At 61.3% G+C, this 19,368-nt stretch carries 10 protein-coding genes; 1 reads left to right on the top strand and 9 read right to left on the bottom strand.

Going from position 1 to position 19,368, the window contains the following annotated elements; translation table 11 throughout:
- Positions 1 to 10 precede the first annotated feature (10 nt).
- On the top strand, positions 11 to 3,514 hold the full coding sequence (locus CFK21_RS05950) for an EAL domain-containing protein (protein WP_096365691.1): 3,504 nt from the start codon (positions 11 to 13) through the stop codon (positions 3,512 to 3,514).
- Positions 3,515 to 3,872: 358 nt separating this feature from the next.
- Here the strand turns inward: CFK21_RS05950 and CFK21_RS05945 are convergent, their stop codons facing one another.
- The 9 genes from CFK21_RS05945 to katG all read right to left on the bottom strand — a co-directional run bounded on the left by CFK21_RS05945 (position 3,873) and on the right by katG (position 19,361).
- Positions 3,873 to 8,465, bottom strand: a complete 4,593-nt coding sequence (locus CFK21_RS05945) for an RHS repeat-associated core domain-containing protein (RefSeq protein WP_096365689.1) — start codon at positions 8,463 to 8,465, stop codon at positions 3,873 to 3,875.
- A 236-nt stretch (positions 8,466 to 8,701) separates the two neighbouring features.
- The gene (locus CFK21_RS05940; protein ID WP_096365687.1) at positions 8,702 to 8,938 is read right to left on the bottom strand and encodes a hypothetical protein; all 237 of its coding nucleotides are present in this window, start codon (positions 8,936 to 8,938) and stop codon (positions 8,702 to 8,704) included.
- A gap of 72 nt (positions 8,939 to 9,010) precedes the next feature.
- Positions 9,011 to 11,263 carry a DNA topoisomerase IV subunit A gene (parC, locus tag CFK21_RS05935; protein WP_096365685.1) on the bottom strand — a complete coding sequence of 751 codons (2,253 nt, stop codon included), beginning with the start codon at positions 11,261 to 11,263 and terminating at the stop codon, positions 9,011 to 9,013.
- 247 nt (positions 11,264 to 11,510) lie between these two features.
- The gene (gene parE, locus CFK21_RS05930) at positions 11,511 to 13,403 is read right to left on the bottom strand and encodes a DNA topoisomerase IV subunit B (RefSeq protein ID WP_096365683.1); all 1,893 of its coding nucleotides are present in this window, start codon (positions 13,401 to 13,403) and stop codon (positions 11,511 to 11,513) included.
- A gap of 24 nt (positions 13,404 to 13,427) precedes the next feature.
- Positions 13,428 to 14,000, bottom strand: a complete 573-nt coding sequence (locus CFK21_RS05925; RefSeq protein ID WP_157745410.1) for a CNP1-like family protein — start codon at positions 13,998 to 14,000, stop codon at positions 13,428 to 13,430.
- A 79-nt stretch (positions 14,001 to 14,079) separates the two neighbouring features.
- Complete coding sequence (locus CFK21_RS05920; RefSeq protein ID WP_096367516.1) at positions 14,080 to 14,661, bottom strand: DUF3501 family protein; 582 nt, start codon at positions 14,659 to 14,661, stop codon at positions 14,080 to 14,082.
- A gap of 236 nt (positions 14,662 to 14,897) precedes the next feature.
- Positions 14,898 to 16,241, bottom strand: a complete 1,344-nt coding sequence (locus CFK21_RS05915) for a heterodisulfide reductase-related iron-sulfur binding cluster (RefSeq protein WP_096365679.1) — start codon at positions 16,239 to 16,241, stop codon at positions 14,898 to 14,900.
- 272 nt (positions 16,242 to 16,513) lie between these two features.
- The gene (locus CFK21_RS05910) at positions 16,514 to 16,933 is read right to left on the bottom strand and encodes a rubrerythrin family protein (RefSeq protein ID WP_096365677.1); all 420 of its coding nucleotides are present in this window, start codon (positions 16,931 to 16,933) and stop codon (positions 16,514 to 16,516) included.
- 166 nt (positions 16,934 to 17,099) lie between these two features.
- Complete coding sequence (gene katG / locus CFK21_RS05905; RefSeq protein ID WP_231971571.1) at positions 17,100 to 19,361, bottom strand: catalase/peroxidase HPI; 2,262 nt, start codon at positions 19,359 to 19,361, stop codon at positions 17,100 to 17,102.
- Positions 19,362 to 19,368 lie beyond the last annotated feature (7 nt).

Raw genomic sequence — 19,368 nt, 5'->3', positions numbered from 1 at the left:
CACGTACCCGATGGAACCAGACGCGATCCAGCGCAGCTATGCCCGCCGGCACCCCATGAACGACTGCATCATGGCATTGCTGGCGACATTGCACGGCTGTCTGTCCCGCCGATTCGCCGGCGGGCAGCTCCGCCGTCTGGCAGCCCCGATCATGCTGGTGCCGCTGTTCTGGCTCCTTGCCGGACCCGAGGCGCACGCCCATCAGGTCAAGGCCCAGCCGGCGGACAAATCCACACAGAGCTCGCTCGACCTCAGTCCGGACGAGGTCCGCTACCTGGAACAACTCGGGGAAGTGCGCGTCCCCCTCATCCACGACCAGCCGCCGCTCAGCTTCGTCGAGAACGGCGCCGCGCGCGGCTATCTGAACGAACTGCTGGACGTGATCGCCGACAAGCTCGGGCTGGAGGTTCAGCGTCAGGATGCCAGCTACGCCGAATCGATCCGGGCGCTGCGTGACAACCGGGCGGACCTGCTCAATGACTATTCCAGTTCCGACGATCGCTCGGGATATCTGCTCGAGACCACGCCGGTCCTGACCTCGCCCTTCGTCGCCGTCGGCCGCGTCGGCGCTGAAACCGTCCGCAGCATGGAGGATCTGCGCCAGACACGGTTGGTGCTGGTCGCTGACTTTCAGCAGACCCGTGCCATTCAGGAACATTATCCCGAGCTGGATACAGTGCTGGTCGACCGGATCGACCAGGCTTACCGCGCCCTGCGAGCTGATGATGCCGACTACTATATCGACAATGCCACCCATGCCGGCTACTACCTGCATCACCATATGATCACCGATCTGAAGATCGCCGGCGAAATCCCGATGCAGGAAATCGGCAGGCTCAGGTTTCATTTTGCGGCATCCGACAATCACCCCCTGCTGCATTCCGCCATCCAGAAAACCCTCGGACGCATGCTGGAGAACAAGGAACTGCAGCATCTCAAGGACCGATGGCTCTACAGAACCGGATCAACCCGGGAACTCTCACTCAGCAGCGAGGAGCGCAGCTGGCTTGCCGCGCACCCCGAGATCCGGGTTGCACTCGACCCCGACTGGGCACCGGTGGAGTATCGCAGCGAAGCCGGCGTCTATGACGGAATATCGCTGGACTACCTGACCCGCCTGGAACAGCGCCTGGGCATAGACTTCGTGATCATGGATGGGCTTACCTGGCAGGAAGGCGTGGATGCGCTCAAATCACATCAGGCCGACATGTTCGCCTCTGTCGCGAAAACGCCACAGCGCGAGGAATACCTGCGGTTCACACGTCCCTACCTGGAAATGCCCATCCGTATATTCGCCAGGGACGACACATCCTACATCGGCGACCTCAATAACATCTCGGACAGGCGCATCGCCGTGGTGGCGGGCTACGCAATCCAGGACTGGCTGAGCAACGATCATCCCCACCTGAATCTGGTGCCCGTACCGACCCCGGCAGAGGGTCTGCAGCGGGTGGCCAGCGGCGATATCGACGCCTTCATCGGCAACGTGGTCACAGCGACCTACTATATCGGCAAGCTGCAGATCGATAATGTGCGCGTGGCCGGCGACACTCCCTATGCCAACGCCCAGGCGATGGCCGTACGCGACGACTGGCCGATCCTGGCCGGCATCCTGCAGAAGGCGCTCGACGCGATTCCGGCCGAAGAAAACAGGGCCATCTACAACCGCTGGATGTCCATCCGCTTCGAGCACACGCCTGACTATCGTCTGCTATGGTGGCTGGCGATTGCGGCCACACTGGTGCTCTCGGCCAGTTTCTACTGGAATCGGATACTGGATCGTCAGGTCAAGGCGCGCACCGCCAGACTGCAGGAAAACGAAACCCAGATCCGCAATCTTCTGAACGCAAAGAACTACATCCTCGAAGGCACCAATGCCGGCACCTGGGACTGGACCCTGGCGACGGGCCAACTCATGATCAATGAGCGCTGGGCCGAAATGACCGGGTATCAGCCCGCCGACCTGGAACCCATGAGCATCGACAAATGGCTCGCAAGCGTGCACGAGGTGGACAGGGAGGAAGTCCAGTCCGCGCTGGACGATCACTTCAACGGCAGGAACCGCTACGTCGATGTCGAATTCCGTCAGCGACACCGGGACGACCACTGGGTCTGGCTCAACGCCCGGGGCAAGGTGGTTGAATGGGACGACCAGGGCAGACCCGTACGCATGAGCGGGACGCTCCTGGACATCACCCAGCGCAAGCAGGCCGAGGAAACGATCCTCCACCAGGCACATTTCGATGCCCTGACCGGACTGCCCAACCGCTTCCTCACCCTGGATCGGCTGTCCCAGCTGCTGCTGGATGCCAGTCGTCGGGATGAGAAGGTCGGCATCCTGTTCATCGACCTGGACGACTTCAAGAAGATCAACGACACCCTGGGGCATGACACCGGCGACCGTATCCTGGTCGATGCCGCACAGCGTCTACGCGGCGCGATCCGCGGCGTCGACACCATCGGCCGTCTGGGCGGCGACGAATTCATCGTACTCGCGGGCAGTCTGCATAGCGACGACGATGTCATTCAGGTCGCCGAACAGATCCTGGAAGGCTTCCGTTCACCCTTCCGCCTGGACGGCCGCGATCTGATGCTCACTGCCAGCATCGGCATCTCGCTGTATCCCGATGATGCCGACAGCGCGCTCAAGCTGCTGCAGAATGCCGACTCGGCCATGTATCACTCCAAGGCCCACGGCCGCAACACCTATGCCTTCTTCACCGAGGCCATGAACGAAAGCCTGTCACGCCGGGTAAGTCTGGAGGACAAAATGAACGGCGCGCTGGAACGCGGCGAGTTCCATCTCCATTACCAGCCAAAGGTCGATCTGGTCACCGGGCGTACGATCGGCGCCGAGGCCCTGCTGCGCTGGAACAACCCGGAACTCGGCAGTATCTCTCCGGCGGAGTTCATCCCCATCGCGGAACAGACCGGGCTGATCGTACCCATCGGCGAATTCGTACTGACCAAGGCATTGGAAACCGCCGCCCGTTGCCGCGACCGCATCGACCCAGCTTTCTCCATCGCCATCAATCTGTCGCCCAGACAATTCCGCGACCCCGGTCTGGTGGATTTCTTCACCCGCGCCATCGAACAGACCGGCATGGACTGGCACAACATCGAAATCGAAATTACCGAAGGCGTGCTCATGACCGGCCTGTCCTACATCGACGAGGCCCTCACGACATTGAGCGAGAAAGGCCTGTCACTGGCCATGGACGACTTCGGTACCGGCTACTCATCGCTCAGCTATCTGCGCCAGTTCCCCTTCACTGTGCTGAAGATTGACCGCAGCTTCGTCCAGGAAATCACCCGCAACAGCAACGACCTGGAACTGGTCCGCGCCACCATCGCCATGGCTCACAGCCTGGGCCTGAAGGTCGTCGCGGAAGGCGTGGAAACGGAAGACCAGCTGAACCGTCTGAAGGAACAGGGCTGCGACTACGCCCAGGGCTACCTGTTCGGTCGGCCGGTCAGTGCTGATACGTTGCTGGAGAAGCTTCAATCATCCTAAAAGGGGTCGGTGAAAAAACGCAATCGTTCTCATTTGTCACCGACCCCTTTAATTAAGATCTTAGGAACGAGTACAAACCAGAATAGATAAGCGCAGACAACGACCATTGTCAGTCCAAGCGTAACTATGAGTGATTCCGGTGCCAAGGGTTTTACAACGTCATATACATAAAACCACCAAATAGCGGAAAAAGGAAACGTGCATACCACAAATAGCCAAAACGCTAATATGGCCTCGTCACCACCAATAGTAGAAAAGTAAGCTAATGCTATGCTTAGCATTAGCCACGTTATTCGAATTCTTATATATGTCACTTTGCTTGCCAATTTATCTGCCCCCGAATCCGTTATGCTAGGAGTTAGTTCGCTCGACATTGTGCAAGGCACGTAGATAGGTTGGTGGAGTTGTAGGTCTGACAATTCTGACCGGCACTGAGGTCAACACTGTAGTTGGGAATATCTTTGTTTAGCCATTGATCTACAATGCATCGATCAACGCAATCATTCTCCTTGTTTACAGCATCACAACTTTTAGGATCAAAATTCTCTTCCTCTTTCAGGAGTCCTGGGCTGTCTATCGGATTTCCACTGGGTACAAGTCCTCGACAATGGAATCCAGAAGACGTATCGCCAACACATTGGAATTCGTGAAATAACGGCCCAGGCTGGATGGTAATCGGTAAGTGATCAAGCGGGCTTAAATTCCTCCTGCACTGCAGAGTATCAAGCCCAAAAGCGTCGGTGAAGATTAGAGGATTTCCTTCCGCATAAAGATATGTATTCAACCCGCCCGCAAGCCCAATCGGATCGCTGGTCATATACCGCCCTGTATCCGGATCGTAGTACCGGTGGTAGTTGTAATGCAGCCCGCTTTCAGCATCGTAATACTGCCCCGGAAACCGCAGATTGAACACCACCTCCCGCCCATCCCCATCCGGGTCCTCGTTGACCGTGGCCCACCCGAACGGCGTATGGGTCACCGACCAGACTTTGGTGCCGGTCTCATCGGTCAGGGCCTTGGGAGTGCCCAGGTCATCGTTGTGGATGTAGTACAGGTTGGTGTCGTAGACGCTCGCCTGGCAGGTGCCGGTATTGATGCATCCGATCATGGCATTCATATCCTGACTGTCGTTAACTCCGTCGCCGGTCAGATCATAGACAGAATCCGGGCCGCTCGATGAACTGTAGTGCAGGAAGTACCACTCGTAGAAATCCTCCAGGGTGATCACGCCGTCGCCGTCGAAGTCCCCGTTCAGGATAGCCTCATCGCTGGCCGGTACGTGTTCGAGCATGGCCAGGGGTTTGCCGTTGAGGTAGATGTACTCACGGGTGACCTGTCCAGTGGGGCCGGTCTCGGCCAGCAGTTCCCCGTTGAGGCCGCAGATGTAGCTGCGCTTGGGACCCTGGCCGATCGCGCCCGGAACCTTCACCAGCCGATAGACCCGCTGCCCGAGGCCGTTGTACCTGTAGTCGGCCGTGTTCGTAACTGACGCGAGACGGTTGTCCGGGGTGTAGGTCAGCGTCATCCCGCGCAATGCGGTGGTATTGCCGTTCGCGTCCAGCACAATGGCCTGGCTGTCCCCGTCAAGTTGCGCCAGTCGGTTGGTCTGGGGGGTATAGCCGTAGGTCGTTATCTGGCTATCAACTTCCATTCGGGTCCGGTTGCCATTGCGGTCATAGGCATAATCGCGGTTGCCGAAATATCCACTGCTGGCGGTGTCGATCCGATCCAGAGCATCATAGGTGAAGGTTGGACTTTCCGAACCCGCGTAGGCAACCAGGTTGCCGTTGGCATCGTAGCTGCTGTAGGGGTTGATCCACTGGTAGTAGGGGCCGGAGTATCGCCACGCCGGACGGTAAGCCTGATCATAGCCTTCATAGTACTGCTGGCCGTTGCCGAACACACCGTTCATCAATTCACCGAAGGCGTGGTAAATGCCGTTCTGTAACAACGGAGTGGCGATGCCGTTGTACTGAAGCTGGACGGCGGTGATATTACCGCTGGCGTCGAACACATAGTCCACCTCCGCGCCGCTGGGATAACGGATCCCGGAGACGCGGCCGGTCGCATCATAGATGTAGGACACTGAACCTGCCGCGATCTGAATCCCGGGCCAGGTCACCACCGCCTGGTCGGCCTGAGCGACTTCACCGAAGGCGGTATAACTGTAGTCGAGGCTGGTGTCGGTGCGTGTCATCCGGCACAGCCGCCCCTGCCCGTTGGGGCAGGTGTCGTAGACGTAGCTGACGTCGCTCTCCGTCCCGGGGCCGTCGACGGCGGTGAGGCGGTTCAGGGCGTCGTAACTGTAGGTGAATTCCTGGCCCTTGGCGTCGGTTTTCCCGATCAGGTTGCCGGCGGCATCGTAGCGGAATGTTGTCGTGCCGGTGTCGGGGCTGGTCTGGCTGACCAGATTCCCAAGGTCGTCGTAGGCGTAGGTCGTGGTACCGTCATTGGGGTCGGTAACGGTGGTCAGGTTGTCCTGAACGTCATATGCATAGGCCGTGGCCGCACTGGCTGTGGCAGGGTCGCTGCCGACGACATTCTGAACGGTACGAGTCAGGCGATGCAAGGCGTCATAGCTGTACTCGGTTACCGCACCGCGACCGTCGGTCTGGCGGTTCAGGGTACCGTCGGGGGCATAGTCGTAGTCGACCGTTTCGTTGACCTGAACGCTGGAATTGAGCTGATTGTAGATGTCGAAAGCCTGGGTAAGCTGTTTGCGCAAATAACCCCCCATATCATGGATGCTTTCGGCCTCGCGGTTGCCTTCGGTATCCAGGGTGTATTCGATGTAGTTGCCCAGGCCGTCGGTGATGCGCACCAGCCGGCGGGCATCATCGTAGCCCAAGGTGAGCGTGGTGGCCTCGGGGGTTCCGTAACCCTGGGTGATGCTTTCGACCTCTCCTGTCGCCAGATAGGTCCAACGGGTCTTGCGCTGTTCGCCACTGGTTGTATCGGTCACCACCAGCTGTTTCAGCCTGTCATTGCCCGGATAATAGTAATAGTTGAGCCGCAGGGCACCCCGGTGCTCCTTGCGCAGCTTACCGGTCGCGGTATATCTCAGATTGCGGCGCTCCAGGACGCCATTGGCGCCCTCGACCTCCTTGAGCCGGCCGCGGTCCTCGCCATAGGCCGGGTCGTTGGGATAGTAGCGGTAATGCGTCATATCACCGACGTCGGTGCGCGGACCGTCGATGAGGCTGAGTTGGTGCAGGGGGCCGTTGTACTCGTAGCGGGTGGTGCGGGTGACTATGCTGCCGTCTGGAGCATAGCCGTTGACCGTTTCGGTCAGGCGGTTGCCCCAGTCGTCGTAGGTGTAGCGGGTAACCTTCTGCGCACCAGGGTAGACCGAGGGTTCGAGGATTTCGGTGATCCTGTTGTAGAAGCGTGGGTCATAGTCGTACTCGATCAGGCGCTCTTCCGGCGTGCCGACGGCTTCGATCTTGTAGCCGTACTGACCCTTGGCGTCGTAGTCGCCGTACTGGGTGGTGAGGCCGTTTTCGGTTTTGGACAGCAGGTTGTTGTTGGCGGGGTCGTAGGTATAACTGGTATCGCCGCCGTTGGCGCAGGTGCTGCAGCCGGGGCCACTGATGCCGGTGACCAGGGCCGTGCCCAGATTGACGTCGGTGGTGTAGGTGGTGGACTGACCGCGGGAGTTGGTGACAGTGCGGGTGCCGGTGATGTCGTCGTAGGTGATATCGACGCGTTGGGCGTTTCCGGCGTGGTAGCTAGCCTTGGCGCGGCCGTCGGCGTAGTACTCGTAGGTGGCGTAGCGTATGCCGCGTTCGTCAGTGATGCCGGTCAGGGCGTGCGGCCATCGTGAATTCTCATAGTGATACTGCAATATAGTACCATCTGAATTATAGACATACTCCAGATTACCGTTGACATCATAAGCATATTGCCACGCAATGCCGGAATCACCCGCCACAGATGCCAGTCTTTGCTTGTCGTCATAACTGAGCGCGAGACTCCTCCCCAGCGCCTCATCTACAACTTGAGAAACCCGGCCATATTCCCGGTGCACCGTAACAATGCTTCCGTCAATATATTCAATATGCGTCAGAAGCTTGTCTTTATTGTAATATTCAATAAAACCTTCAGCGGAATGGAATTCCCAGCCAGTCCCGGTTTTATTCAACTCCATGCTGACATCCGCATCCGGCAGCCATACATCACCTGACTCATGAAACTGCAAAACCTTTCCATCCGGACGAAACAAAAACGCCGTCGCCGAACTTCCGCCATGAACAACCAAGGACCTGTCGTAACTATGCCGCCATTTTGTTCCCAGCCCGCCGCTGAACACATAAGGACTACTGTTGTAATATCGAACGAATTCAAGTTTTGAACCAGGCCGAATCGAATAATCCTTTCTCTTGTAGAATTTGCTTCCAGTCGACGGGTTTATTGGGTTACCCACCCGTCCACCCCCGCAATCATCAGGCTTACCCTGATTTTTTGCCATATCGAATCCGCACTGATATTCAACCAGGCACAGAAGTTCGTCATGGCGCAATTCGCCTTCATCGCAATACGCATCCACCGGCACATTGGCTTCATCGCTGCGTCTGCTATACCCCTCCCTGACCGGGTCCGCCTTTGCGCCCACCAACCTTTTAGACAATGATCCCGGAGCGACATAAAACCATAAAGTTCTATCATAACGCGTCATAGGACCTGTCTTTCGCCATCTGAATCTGTAATCAAACGCTTGCTCTACATCAGATATGACATTACTCATGTACTCATAGCCGTCCGCATAAAACCATGGCCCGCCACCGGGATAACCCCAGTAACTGCTCGGCTCGATTTCCGCCACGTAGATCGGAACCAGTTCTTTTTCAGGATAAAGGTAGGACTCGCACGTTTTCGCAAACGAATACTTTCCCGGAAACGCCGCAAGGAAAACACATGACATGAGTATATTGACGCGCTCCATCGCATTCATGATTTTATTCCCTTTATTGCGCCGGTCGTTCCGTGACCGGGCAGAAGATTTCAATGCATCAGACGGGGACCTCAGGGACAGGCATGGTGCAATATCATCTCGCCTGAAAATAATATTATGCTGTCGGTAACGCGATCCTACATCTTCAGTTTGAATTTTACTGTAGTATTATTACGCTCGTTTATGTAATTCCTGTATTACAAATTCATGCCTGACAGTCTGCGGAACATCGAGCATCAAGCCTGGCTGTCAACCTTCTCCAGCACCTGACTCGGCCAGTCGCCGGAGCGGTAGTAGTCGAAATGCGCCTGCATCTGCTCGAAGGCGGTGTCGCGTTCGGCTTTGGTGGCGTACCAGCGCTCCCAGTGCCAGTCCTCGCCGAGCAGGTGCGGGAGGGCCATGGGGTCGCCTTCGGGGAGGCGGCCGCGGATGCCGTATTTCCTGGATGGCTGGTTGGTGGTGTTGGTGGTCATGATGGTTTTCCCCTCTCCCTGGCCCTCTCCCACGATGGGGAGAGGGGACTTACTGGTTGGCCAGGTGGTTGCTTATTTTGGTTCGGTGGTGATGCCTGTGACCTTCTGGAAGCCGCGGGGCAGTTTTCTGCCGCGCTGGCCGCGTTCGCCGAGGTACTCCTCCAGTTCGGACGGCTTCAGGCGCAAATGGCGCTTGCCGGCTTCCACGATCAATTCGCTCTTCGCCGGCACGCTCGCGATGCCGAGCAGGTACTCCTCGCGGGCGGCGGCCTTCTTGGCCGGGATGCCGAGGATCTTGTTGCCCTTGCCCCGCGCCATGCGCGGCAGGTCCTGCAGCGGGAACACCAGCATCTGACCGGTGCTGTTGATGGCGGCCAGCTGGTCGCTGTCGTAATCGGTCACTGGGACCGGCGGCAGCACCTTCGCGCCTTTCGGCACATTCAGCACAGATTTGCCGTTCTTGTTCTTCGCATACAGGTCCTCCAGCTTCGCCACGAAGCCGTAGCCGGCGTCGCTGGCGATGAGGTATTCGTCCTGCGCATCGCCCAGCATCAGGCCGGCGAAGGTGGCGCCGTCGGGCGGATTGACGCGACCGCTCAGCGGCTCGCCGTGACCACGGGCCGAGGGCAGGTTATGCACCGGCAACGCATAGGTGCGGCCGGTGGAGTCGAGGAACACAGCCAATTGATTGCTGCGGCCGCGGGCGCTGGCGAGATAGCCGTCGCCGGATTTATAGGTCAGGCTGGTCGGGTCCATTTCGTGGCCCTTGGCGGCGCGCACCCAGCCCTTCTCGGACAGGATCACGGTCATCGGCTCGGTGGGGATCAACGCGGTCTGGTCCAGGGCCTGGGCGGCCTCGCGCTCGACCAGGACGGAGCGGCGCTCATCGCCGTATTTCTCGGCGTCCTCCTCGATCTCCTTGCGGATGAGGGTTTTCAGTCGGCGGTCCGAACCGAGGGTCTTCTCCAGCCAGTCCTTCTCCTCCTGCAGCGACTTCTGCTCATCGCGGATCTTCATCTCCTCCAGCCGGGCCAGCTGACGCAGCTTGGTATCGAGGATATAGTCCGTCTGCACCTCGGTGAGCTTGAACCGCTTCATCAGCACCGGCTTGGGCTCGTCCTCGCTGCGGATGATGGCGATCACTTCATCGATGTTGAGGAAGGCGATCAACAGGCCTTCCAGCAGGTGCAGGCGCTTGTCGACCTTGTCCAGCCGGTATTTCAGGCGCCGGCGTACGGTGGCGGTGCGGAACTCCAGCCATTCGCCCAGGATCTGCTTGAGGTGCTTGACCTGGGGCCGGCCGTCGTTGCCGATCATGTTCAGGTTGATGCGGTAGCTGCGCTCCAGGTCGGTGGTGGCGAACAGGTGCGACATCAGGGCCTCGACATCGACCCGGTTGGAGCGCGGCACTATGACCAGGCGGGTGGGGTTCTCGTGATCGGACTCGTCGCGCAGGTCCTCCACCATAGGCAGCTTCTTGGCCTGCATCTGCTGGGCGATCTGCTCCAGGATGCGCGAGCCTGCCACCTGGTGCGGCAGCTCGGTGATGACGATATCGCCCTGATCCAGTTCATAGCGGGCCCGCACCCGCAGCGAACCGCTGCCGGTCTCGTAGGCCTTGCGCAGTTCATCACGCGGGGTGATGATCTCGCCGCCGGTGGGGAAGTCCGGCGCCAGGACGTCCTCGCACAGTTCGGCGAGCGTGGTCTTGGGCTTCTCCAGCAGCTTCACCGCGGCGGCGGCCACCTCGCGCAGATTGTGCGGCGGGATGTCGGTGGCCATGCCCACGGCGATGCCGGAGGCGCCGTTCAATAATATGTTCGGCAGCCGGGCCGGCAGCAGTGAGGGTTCGTCCATGGTGCCGTCGAAGTTGGGCACCCAGTCCACCGTGCCCTGCCCCAGCTCGCGCAGCAGCACCTCGGCATATGGCGCCAGCCGTGCCTCGGTGTAGCGCATGGCGGCGAAGGACTTGGGGTCGTCCGGCGAGCCCCAGTTGCCCTGCCCGTCCACCAGCGGATAGCGGTAGGAGAAGGACTGCGCCATCAGCACCATCGCCTCGTAGCAGGCGCTGTCGCCGTGGGGGTGGAACTTGCCCAGCACGTCGCCCACGGTGCGGGCGGACTTCTTGAACTTGGCCGTGGCCGACAGCCCCAGTTCGGACATGGCGTAGACGATGCGCCGCTGCACCGGTTTCAGCCCGTCGCCGATGTTGGGCAGGGCGCGGTCGAGAATGACGTACATGGAGTAATCCAGGTAGGCCTTCTCGGTGAACTCCTTCAGCGGCAGGCGTTCCACGCCCTCGAAATTCAGTTCGTCGTTTTTCATGATAATAGTCGTTTAATAAAAATCATTAGCCACGGAATACACGGAAACCACGGACAAAAATAATGGCAGGAACTGCTGAGGGTCTGCCCAACTTCATACCCGTCATTCCGGCGCAGGCCGGAATCCATTGACCGCAGCGGTTTCTGGATTCCGGCCTTCGCCGGAATGACGGGGAACGTCTAAGAAGACTCAGACTCAATCTTAATCATGTCCGTGTTTTCCGTGTATTCCGTGGCGCTCTTGATCTTCACGGCACATCGGCCAGGTTGCCCTTGCGCTCCAGCCAGGCGCGGCGGTCGGGGACGCGCTTGCGCGCCAGCAGCATGTCCATCAGGGCATTGGTGTCGTCCCCCGCCTCCAGCACCAGCTGCACCAGGCGGCGGGTGTCGGGGTTGATGGTGGTCTCGCGCAGCTGCATGGGGTTCATCTCGCCAAGGCCCTTGAAGCGCTGCACATTGACCTTGCCCTTGAGCTTTTCGGCGGCGATGCGGTCCAGCACGCCCTGGCGCTCGGCGTCGTCCAGGGCATAGAACACCTGCTTGCCGACGTCGATGCGATACAGCGGCGGCATGGCCACATACACATGCCCGGCCTCGACCAGCGGGCGGAAGTGGCGCACGAACAGGGCACACAAAAGCGTGGCGATGTGCAGGCCGTCGGAGTCGGCATCGGCCAGGATGCAGATCCTGTTGTAGCGCAGGCCCTTGAGCTCCTCGGAGCCGGGATCGACGCCGATGGCGAGCGCGATGTCGTGCACCTCCTGCGAGGCCAGCACCTCGGCCGGGTCCACCTCCCAGGTGTTCAGGATCTTGCCGCGCAGCGGCATCACCGCCTGGAACTCGCGGTCGCGCGCCTGCTTGGCCGAGCCGCCGGCCGAGTCGCCCTCGACCAGAAACAGTTCGGTGCGTTTGGGGTCGCTCGCCGTGCAGTCGGCCAGCTTGCCGGGCAGCGCCGGGCCGGAGGTGACCTTCTTGCGCACCACCTTCTTCCCTGCGCGCAACCGGTTCTGGGCCGCCTGGATGGCGAGCATGGCGATGCGCTCGCCGGCCTCGGTGTGCTGGTTCAGCCACAGGCTGAAGGCGTCCTTGACCACGCCGGAGACGAAGGGCGCGCATTCGCGCGAGGACAGCCGCTCCTTGGTCTGGCCGGAGAACTGCGGGTCCTGCAGCTTGACTGAGAGGATATAGCTGCATTTGTCCCAGACATCCTCGGGCGCCAGCCGCACGCCGCGCGGGGCCAGGTTGCGGAAATCGCAGAACTCGCGCAGCGCCTCGGTCAGCCCGGTGCGCAGACCGTTGACGTGGGTGCCGCCCTGGGCGGTGGGGATGAGATTGACATAGCTCTCGGCCACCGGCTCGCCACCTTCGGGCAGCCAGCACAGGGCCCACTCGGCGGCCTCGTGGCTGCTGGCCAGATCGCCGGTGAAGGGCTGCTCGGGCAGGCGTTCGGTCACGCCCAGGGCCTCGGTCAGGTAATCCTGCAGCCCGCCTTCATATTGCCATTCCAGTTTCTCGCCGCCGGCCTCGTCGTGCAGGCGCACGCGCAGGCCGGGGCAGAGCACGGCCTTGGCCCGCAGCACGTGCTTCAGGCGCGGCAGGGAGAATTTCGGGGAATCGAAATACTTCGGATCGGGCCAGAAGCGCAGGGTGGTGCCGGTGTTCTGCTTGCCGACCGTGCCGATCGCTTCCAGCTCGGAGACCTTGTCGCCGCCGGCGAAGGCCATGTTGTATTCCTTACCTCCGCGCCGGACCCAGACCTCAAGGTGCTTCGACAGGGCGTTGACCACCGACACGCCCACGCCGTGCAGGCCACCGGAGAACTGGTAGTTCTTGTTGGAGAACTTGCCGCCGGCATGCAGCCGGGTGAGGATCAACTCCACCCCCGGCACGCCCTGTTCGGGATGCACGTCCACCGGCATGCCGCGGCCGTCGTCGCTGACCTCCAGCGAGCCGTCCTTGTACAGGGTGACATCGATGCGTTTGGCGTGACCGGCCACGGCCTCGTCGACGCTGTTGTCGATCACCTCCTGGGCCAGGTGATTGGGACGGGAGGTATCGGTGTACATGCCCGGGCGCTTGCGCACCGGGTCGAGGCCGCTCAGGACCTCGATGGAGGCGGAATCGTAGGCTTGCTGGCTCATGGGAAACGGATCAGGCAGTCCTTGTCAGGGGTCATCGTAAAACAGCGGTGCACCGTAGCGGACCCGCTTGCGGATCTCGTCCTCGGACAGATACCCGACGCCCGGCTCGCAGAAATAATGCCGGTACAGAAAACGCCGGAAACGGGTGGTCCCGCCGGCGTCCAGGGCCTGCCAGTCGTCACCGCGCATGCGCTGCCAGCGTTCTGCGCTGGTGGCATAGGCATAGGTACGGTACTGGGCGGTGTTGCAGCGCAGCCCCTCATAGAACAGGTTGCCGGCGCCGCTGGGGGACTGGATGCGCAGCAGGTAACGTATCACGCCGTCTTCGTCGACGCGGATGGAGTCGGGGTCGAGCTGGAGCTCCAGGGATGTATTCGGCAGCTGAGACGGCAGGGCACGGAACTGATCGGCCTCGGGAAAGGGCGGCAGCCGGACCTCAAGTTCCTTCCATTCCTGGTCTTCATCCGGTTCGACGTACTGATGCTGGGGATAGACGTCCTCGTCCACAGCCTGGGCGGTCACGAAGATCCCGGGCAGGAACAGCGCCAGCACGGCGGCGGCCCGGCGGGCGATACGCGGAATTCGATGACTGTTCACGGCGTCTCCGGTCGGCATGGTGGCGACATTGTACAGCCCACGAAGCTGACAAGGCCACAACGCCGTGGGAGAGCCAGTGTCAGTCCAGATCTGCGGCCAGCGACCGGGCCACGGCCGACGGCAGTTCGACCTGGTGCGGAAATTCGGGATGATCGATACCGGCACTCACCCCGGCGCCGTTCCTGATGGCGTCGACCATTTCGGGAGTGAGCTCGAAACGCAGGAAATGCACCGATGAGGTCTTTTCCTCGGTCTCGCGCTCGAGGTCCTCGTCGGCGATGGCATAGACCGCCGGGTGCTCGCCCACGCGCACCCAGACCTTGTCCTCGACCCCGACCAGCCTGGCCAGGAGCTGCTTGCGCTCCTCGGGATCCGACACCTCGATCATGAAGGTGGCCTTCCAGTTGCTGCCGTCGGGGATGAGCGGGTTGTAGGCGGCCAGTTCATCCTCGATGCCTTCGGCCTCGAAGATGCGCTCGGCCCGCAGCATCTCCTGGATCTGGTACTGCATGGTCAGGCGGTCCTCGAAATACAGGGTGGCGTTCGGCCCCAGGGCGACCTTGCGGTGTTTCTTGTGCGCGAGCACCTTGCTGCGGAACTCAGGACGCACTTCCGAATATTTCTCCAGTGAATAGAGATCGTCGCGGGTCAGTTTTTCCATCATGGTTACCTTCCGGTTACGCTTCATTCAGGCTTTTGTAGATTTTTCAGCCACGGATGAACACGAATTAATTCAGGAAACCTCTAATAATCCGTCATTCCCGCGAAGGCGGGAATCCAGTGCCTGGCAGAGCTGCAAACGCTGGATCCCCGCCTTCGCGGGGATGACGCGGCAGAAGTAGTGCCATTCGGTTCTGATCCGTGTTTATCCGTGGCTCATACACCTCCACGGTCAATTCATGCGCCCGGCAATCCGTAGGCCTTGCGCAGCAGGGTCAGCGGATGCTCCGGCCCCTGCCCCGACTGCAGGCCGTTCTCGATCTGGTGGCCGGCCATCGGGCAGTCACTGCTGTAGTGGTCGGCCTCGGCCTGTTTGACCCGGTTGACCACGGGCTTGACGATCTTCATCGAGGTCTCGTGGAACTCGGACTTGACCGCGTAGGTACCGTCGTGGCCTGAGCAGCGCTCGATGGCCTGCACCTCGGTATCGGGCACCAGCTGCAGCACGTCGCGGGTCTTCAGACCGATGTTCTGCACCCGCAGGTGGCAGGGCACCTGGTAGGCGATCCTGCCCAGCGGCTGTTTGAAGTCGGTATCCAGCTTGTCGTGCTTGTGCCGCAGGTAGAGGTATTCGAAAGGGTCGTAGATGTTGTCGCGCACCTTGGCGACATCCGCGTCATCCGGGAACATCAGGGGCAGTTCCTGCTTGAACATGAGCACGCATGAGGGCACCGGCGCAACGATGTCCCAGCCCTCGTCGATGAGCTTGATCAGCTGCGGGATGTTGGCGTCCTTCGCCTTCTCCACCGCCTCCAGGTCGCCCAGTTCCAGCTTGGGCATGCCGCAGCACTGTTCCTTTTCCACCAGCCGCACCGGAATGCGGTTGTGCTCGAACACGGCGATCAGGTCCTCGCCCACATGCGGCTCGTTGTAGTTGCCGTAGCAGGTGGCGAACAGGGCCACTTTGCCGCGGGTCGGACCGGCCGCCTCCGCCGCATTGTGTTGCGACTGATGCCCCTTCGCCCGCTTGCGCAGGGTTTTGCTGTGATACTCGGGCAGCAGGGCGTCGGGATGCACGCCCAGGGTCTTGTCCAGCAGCTTGCGCGCCGCCGGCATTCGGTTGGCCTTGTTGACCACACCCGAGACCACCGGGATGCCGGCCAGACGACCGACCAGATCGGTGGAGGTAAGCAGCTTGTCGCGTGGCCGGGTCTTGCCCTGCTTATGCTTGACCGCCTTGGCCCGCAGCATCAAGTGAGGGAAATCCACGTTCCACTCGTGCGGCGGCACATAGGGACACTTGGTCATGAAGCACATGTCGCACAGGTAGCAGTGATCGACCACGTCCCAGTAGACCTGCTTCGGCACCCCGTCGAGCTCCAGGGTGTCGGATTCGTCGATGGCGTCGAACAGGGTGGGAAAGGCATTGCACAGGCTGAAGCAGCGGCGGCAGCCGTGACAGATGTCGAACACCCGCTCCAGTTCGCTGAACAGGGCGGACTCGTCGTGGAACTCCTCACTCTTCCAGTCCAGCGGATGTCGCTGCGGCGCTTCCAGGCTGCCTTCACGTGGTGTGCTCATGCGTGTCTCCTACAACCCATGTCGTGTTGGGCTACGGTGCTTCGCATCCGACCCAACCTTTACACAGCAGTCAGGAATATTGGCTGCAGCACTCAAGACGCCGTCATCCCCGCGCAGGCGGGGATCCAGTAACCGCGGCGGTATATGGATTCCCGTCTGCGCGGGAATGACGCCGTGCCAGTGTAGCCATATATCCTGATCCCTGAGCAATAATAAACGGGGCCGGTTGATACCGGCCCCGGATGGTGCTTCTTCAGCCGAGGCCGGCCGACTCAGTCGTCGAGGTTGTCCAGCGCCTTCTGGAAACGATTGGCGTGGGAACGCTCGGCCTTGGCCAGGGTCTCGAACCAGTCGGCGATCTCGTCGAAGCCCTCGTCGCGCGCGTCCTTGGCCATACCCGGATACATGTCGGTGTACTCGTGGGTCTCGCCGGCGATGGCGGCCTTGAGGTTTTCAGAGGTGCCGCCGATGGGCAGGCCGGTGGCCGGGTCGCCGACGGCTTCCAGGTACTCCAGGTGGCCGTGCGCATGGCCGGTCTCGCCTTCAGCGGTGGAGCGGAATACGGCGGCGACGTCGTTGTAGCCCTCGACGTCGGCCTTGGCCGCGAAGTACAGGTAACGACGGTTGGCCTGGGACTCGCCGGAGAAGGCGTCCTTCAATGCCTGTTCGGTCTTGCTGCCTTTCAGTTCCATAGTGACTTCCTCCTGTTCAGGTGTATGAGCAGTTGCCCTGAGTTTAGACTCTGTCTAATTAACGGGTGACTCTAGTCCAACTCCCGTCGCGAAGTCAAGCGGACGGCCCGCCCGGCTCGCAGGGACGCTGGAGGCCGGACGGCCTCCAGCGCGGGAGCGGCATCGATCACATATCGAAGCGGTCCAGGGTCATGACCTTGGCCCAGGCGGCAACGAAGTCCTCGACGAACTTCTCCCTGCCGTCGTTGGCGGCGTAGACCTCGGCCACCGCGCGCAGTTCGGAGTTCGAACCGAAGATCAGGTCGACCGGCGTGGCGGTCCATTTCAGTTCACCACTGGCGCGGTCGCGGCCCTCATAGATGCCTTCGTCACCGGACTGCGACCACTTCGTGTCCATGCTCAGCAGGTTGACGAAGAAATCGTTGCTCAGCGTGCCGGGCCGGTCGGTGAACACGCCATGGTCGGCGCCGCCGGTGTTGGCGTTCAGGGCGCGCATGCCGCCGACCAGCACGGTCATTTCCGGCACCGTCAGCGTCAACAGGTCGGCGCGCTCGACCAGCATCTCGGCCGGCGACCCGTAAGCACCTTCAGTGTAGTAGTTGCGGAAGCCATCGGCCTTCGGCTCCAGCACGGCGAAGGACTCGACATCGGTCATCGCCTGGGTGGCATCGGCACGTCCGGGCGTGAACGGCACCTCAATCTCATGGCCGGCATCCGCCGCCGCCTTCTCGATCGCGGCCGCACCGCCAAGCACGATCACGTCGGCCAGGGAGATGCGCTTGCCGCCGGACTGGGCGTCGTTGAACTCGCTCTGGATGCCTGCCAGCGTCTCCAGTACCCGGGCCAGTTCGTCCGGGTTGTTCACTTCCCAGCCCTGCTGCGGCGCGAGACGGATGCGCGCGCCGTTGGCGCCGCCGCGCATGTCGCTGCCGCGATAGCTGGCCGCCGAGGCCCAGGCCGTACGCACCAGTTCGGGCACGCTCAGGCCGGAATCGAGAATGGTGGCCTTCAGCCGTTTGATGTCGGCGGCATTGACCAGCGCGTGATCGACTTCCGGCAGCGGATCCTGCCACAGCAGCTTTTCTTCAGGAACGTCGGAGCCGATGTAGCGTGCCCGCGGCCCCATGTCGCGGTGGGTGAGCTTGAACCAGGCGCGGGCAAAGGCGTCCTCGAACTCCTTCGGGTTTTCGAGGAAGCGCTTGGCGATCGTGCGATAGGCCGGGTCCTCCTTCAGCGACAGGTCGGTCGTGAGCATGATGACCGACTGCGTCCTGCCCTCGACGTGGGGATCGGGCGCCATGGCGGAGGCCGGATTGCCCTTCGGCACCCACTGGATCGCACCCGCGGGGCTGCGGGTCTGTTCCCATTCGAAGTTGAACAGGTTCTGCAGGTACATCATCGTCCAGCGCGTGGGGGCCGCGGTCCAGGGGCCTTCCAGGCCGCTGGTGATGGTGTCCTCGGCATTGCCCTTGCCGCACTTGTTGATCCAGCCCAGGCCCTGATGCTCGAGCGCCGCTGCGGCAGGTTCCGGACCGACGCAGTCCTGCGGGCTGCGCGCGCCGTGGACCTTGCCAAAGGTATGGCCGCCGGCGATCAGGGCCACGGTCTCTTCATCGTTCATGGCCATGCGGCCGAAGCTGGCGCGGATCTGTTTGGCGGCCGCGATCGGGTCCGGGTTGCCGCCGGGGCCTTCCGGGTTCACGTAGATCAGGCCCATCTGCGTGGCCGCCAGCGGGTTCTGCAGCTCACCCTTGTCGTCGAAGCGCTCGCGTCCCAGCATTTCGGTTTCCGGTCCCCAGTAGACCAGATCCGGCTCCCAGTCATCGCTGCGCCCGCCGGCGAAACCGAAGGTCTTGAACCCCATGTCCTCCATCGCCACGGTGCCGGCCAGCACCATCAGGTCGGCCCAGGAGATGCTGCGGCCGTACTTCTGCTTGATCGGCCACAACAGACGCCGGGCCTTGTCCAGGTTGGCGTTGTCCGGCCAGCTGTTGAGCGGGTCGAAGCGCTGCTGACCGCCGTCGGCGCCGCCGCGGCCGTCCGCCACGCGGTAGGTGCCGGCACTGTGCCAGGCCATGCGGATGAACAGCGGGCCGTAATGGCCCCAGTCGGCCGGCCACCAGTCCTGCGACGTCTTCATCAACGTCTTGAGATCGGCCTTGACGGCATCCAGATCCAGGCTGGCGAAGGCCTCGGCGTAATCGAAATCCTCGCCGTAGGGATTGGACTGCGGCGAATGGGCGCGCAGCTGGGAGAGATCGAGTTGCTCCGGCCACCAGAACTGGTTGGACCTGGGTTCGGCCTGGGCACCGACCGGGCCAGACAGCACCGCCGCCGAGGTCGCGATTGCGACTGCAATCGCCAGAGCGGTCGCCCTGGGCGTCCGGCTGTAAGAAAAGGGGATACTCTTCATTCTCTGGGTGGACATGGGTGTT

The sequence above is a fragment of the Thiohalobacter thiocyanaticus genome, assembly GCF_002356355.1.
In the GTDB taxonomy this organism is placed as follows: domain Bacteria; phylum Pseudomonadota; class Gammaproteobacteria; order Thiohalobacterales; family Thiohalobacteraceae; genus Thiohalobacter; species Thiohalobacter thiocyanaticus_A.
This window is presented reverse-complemented; position numbering and strand designations above follow the sequence as displayed.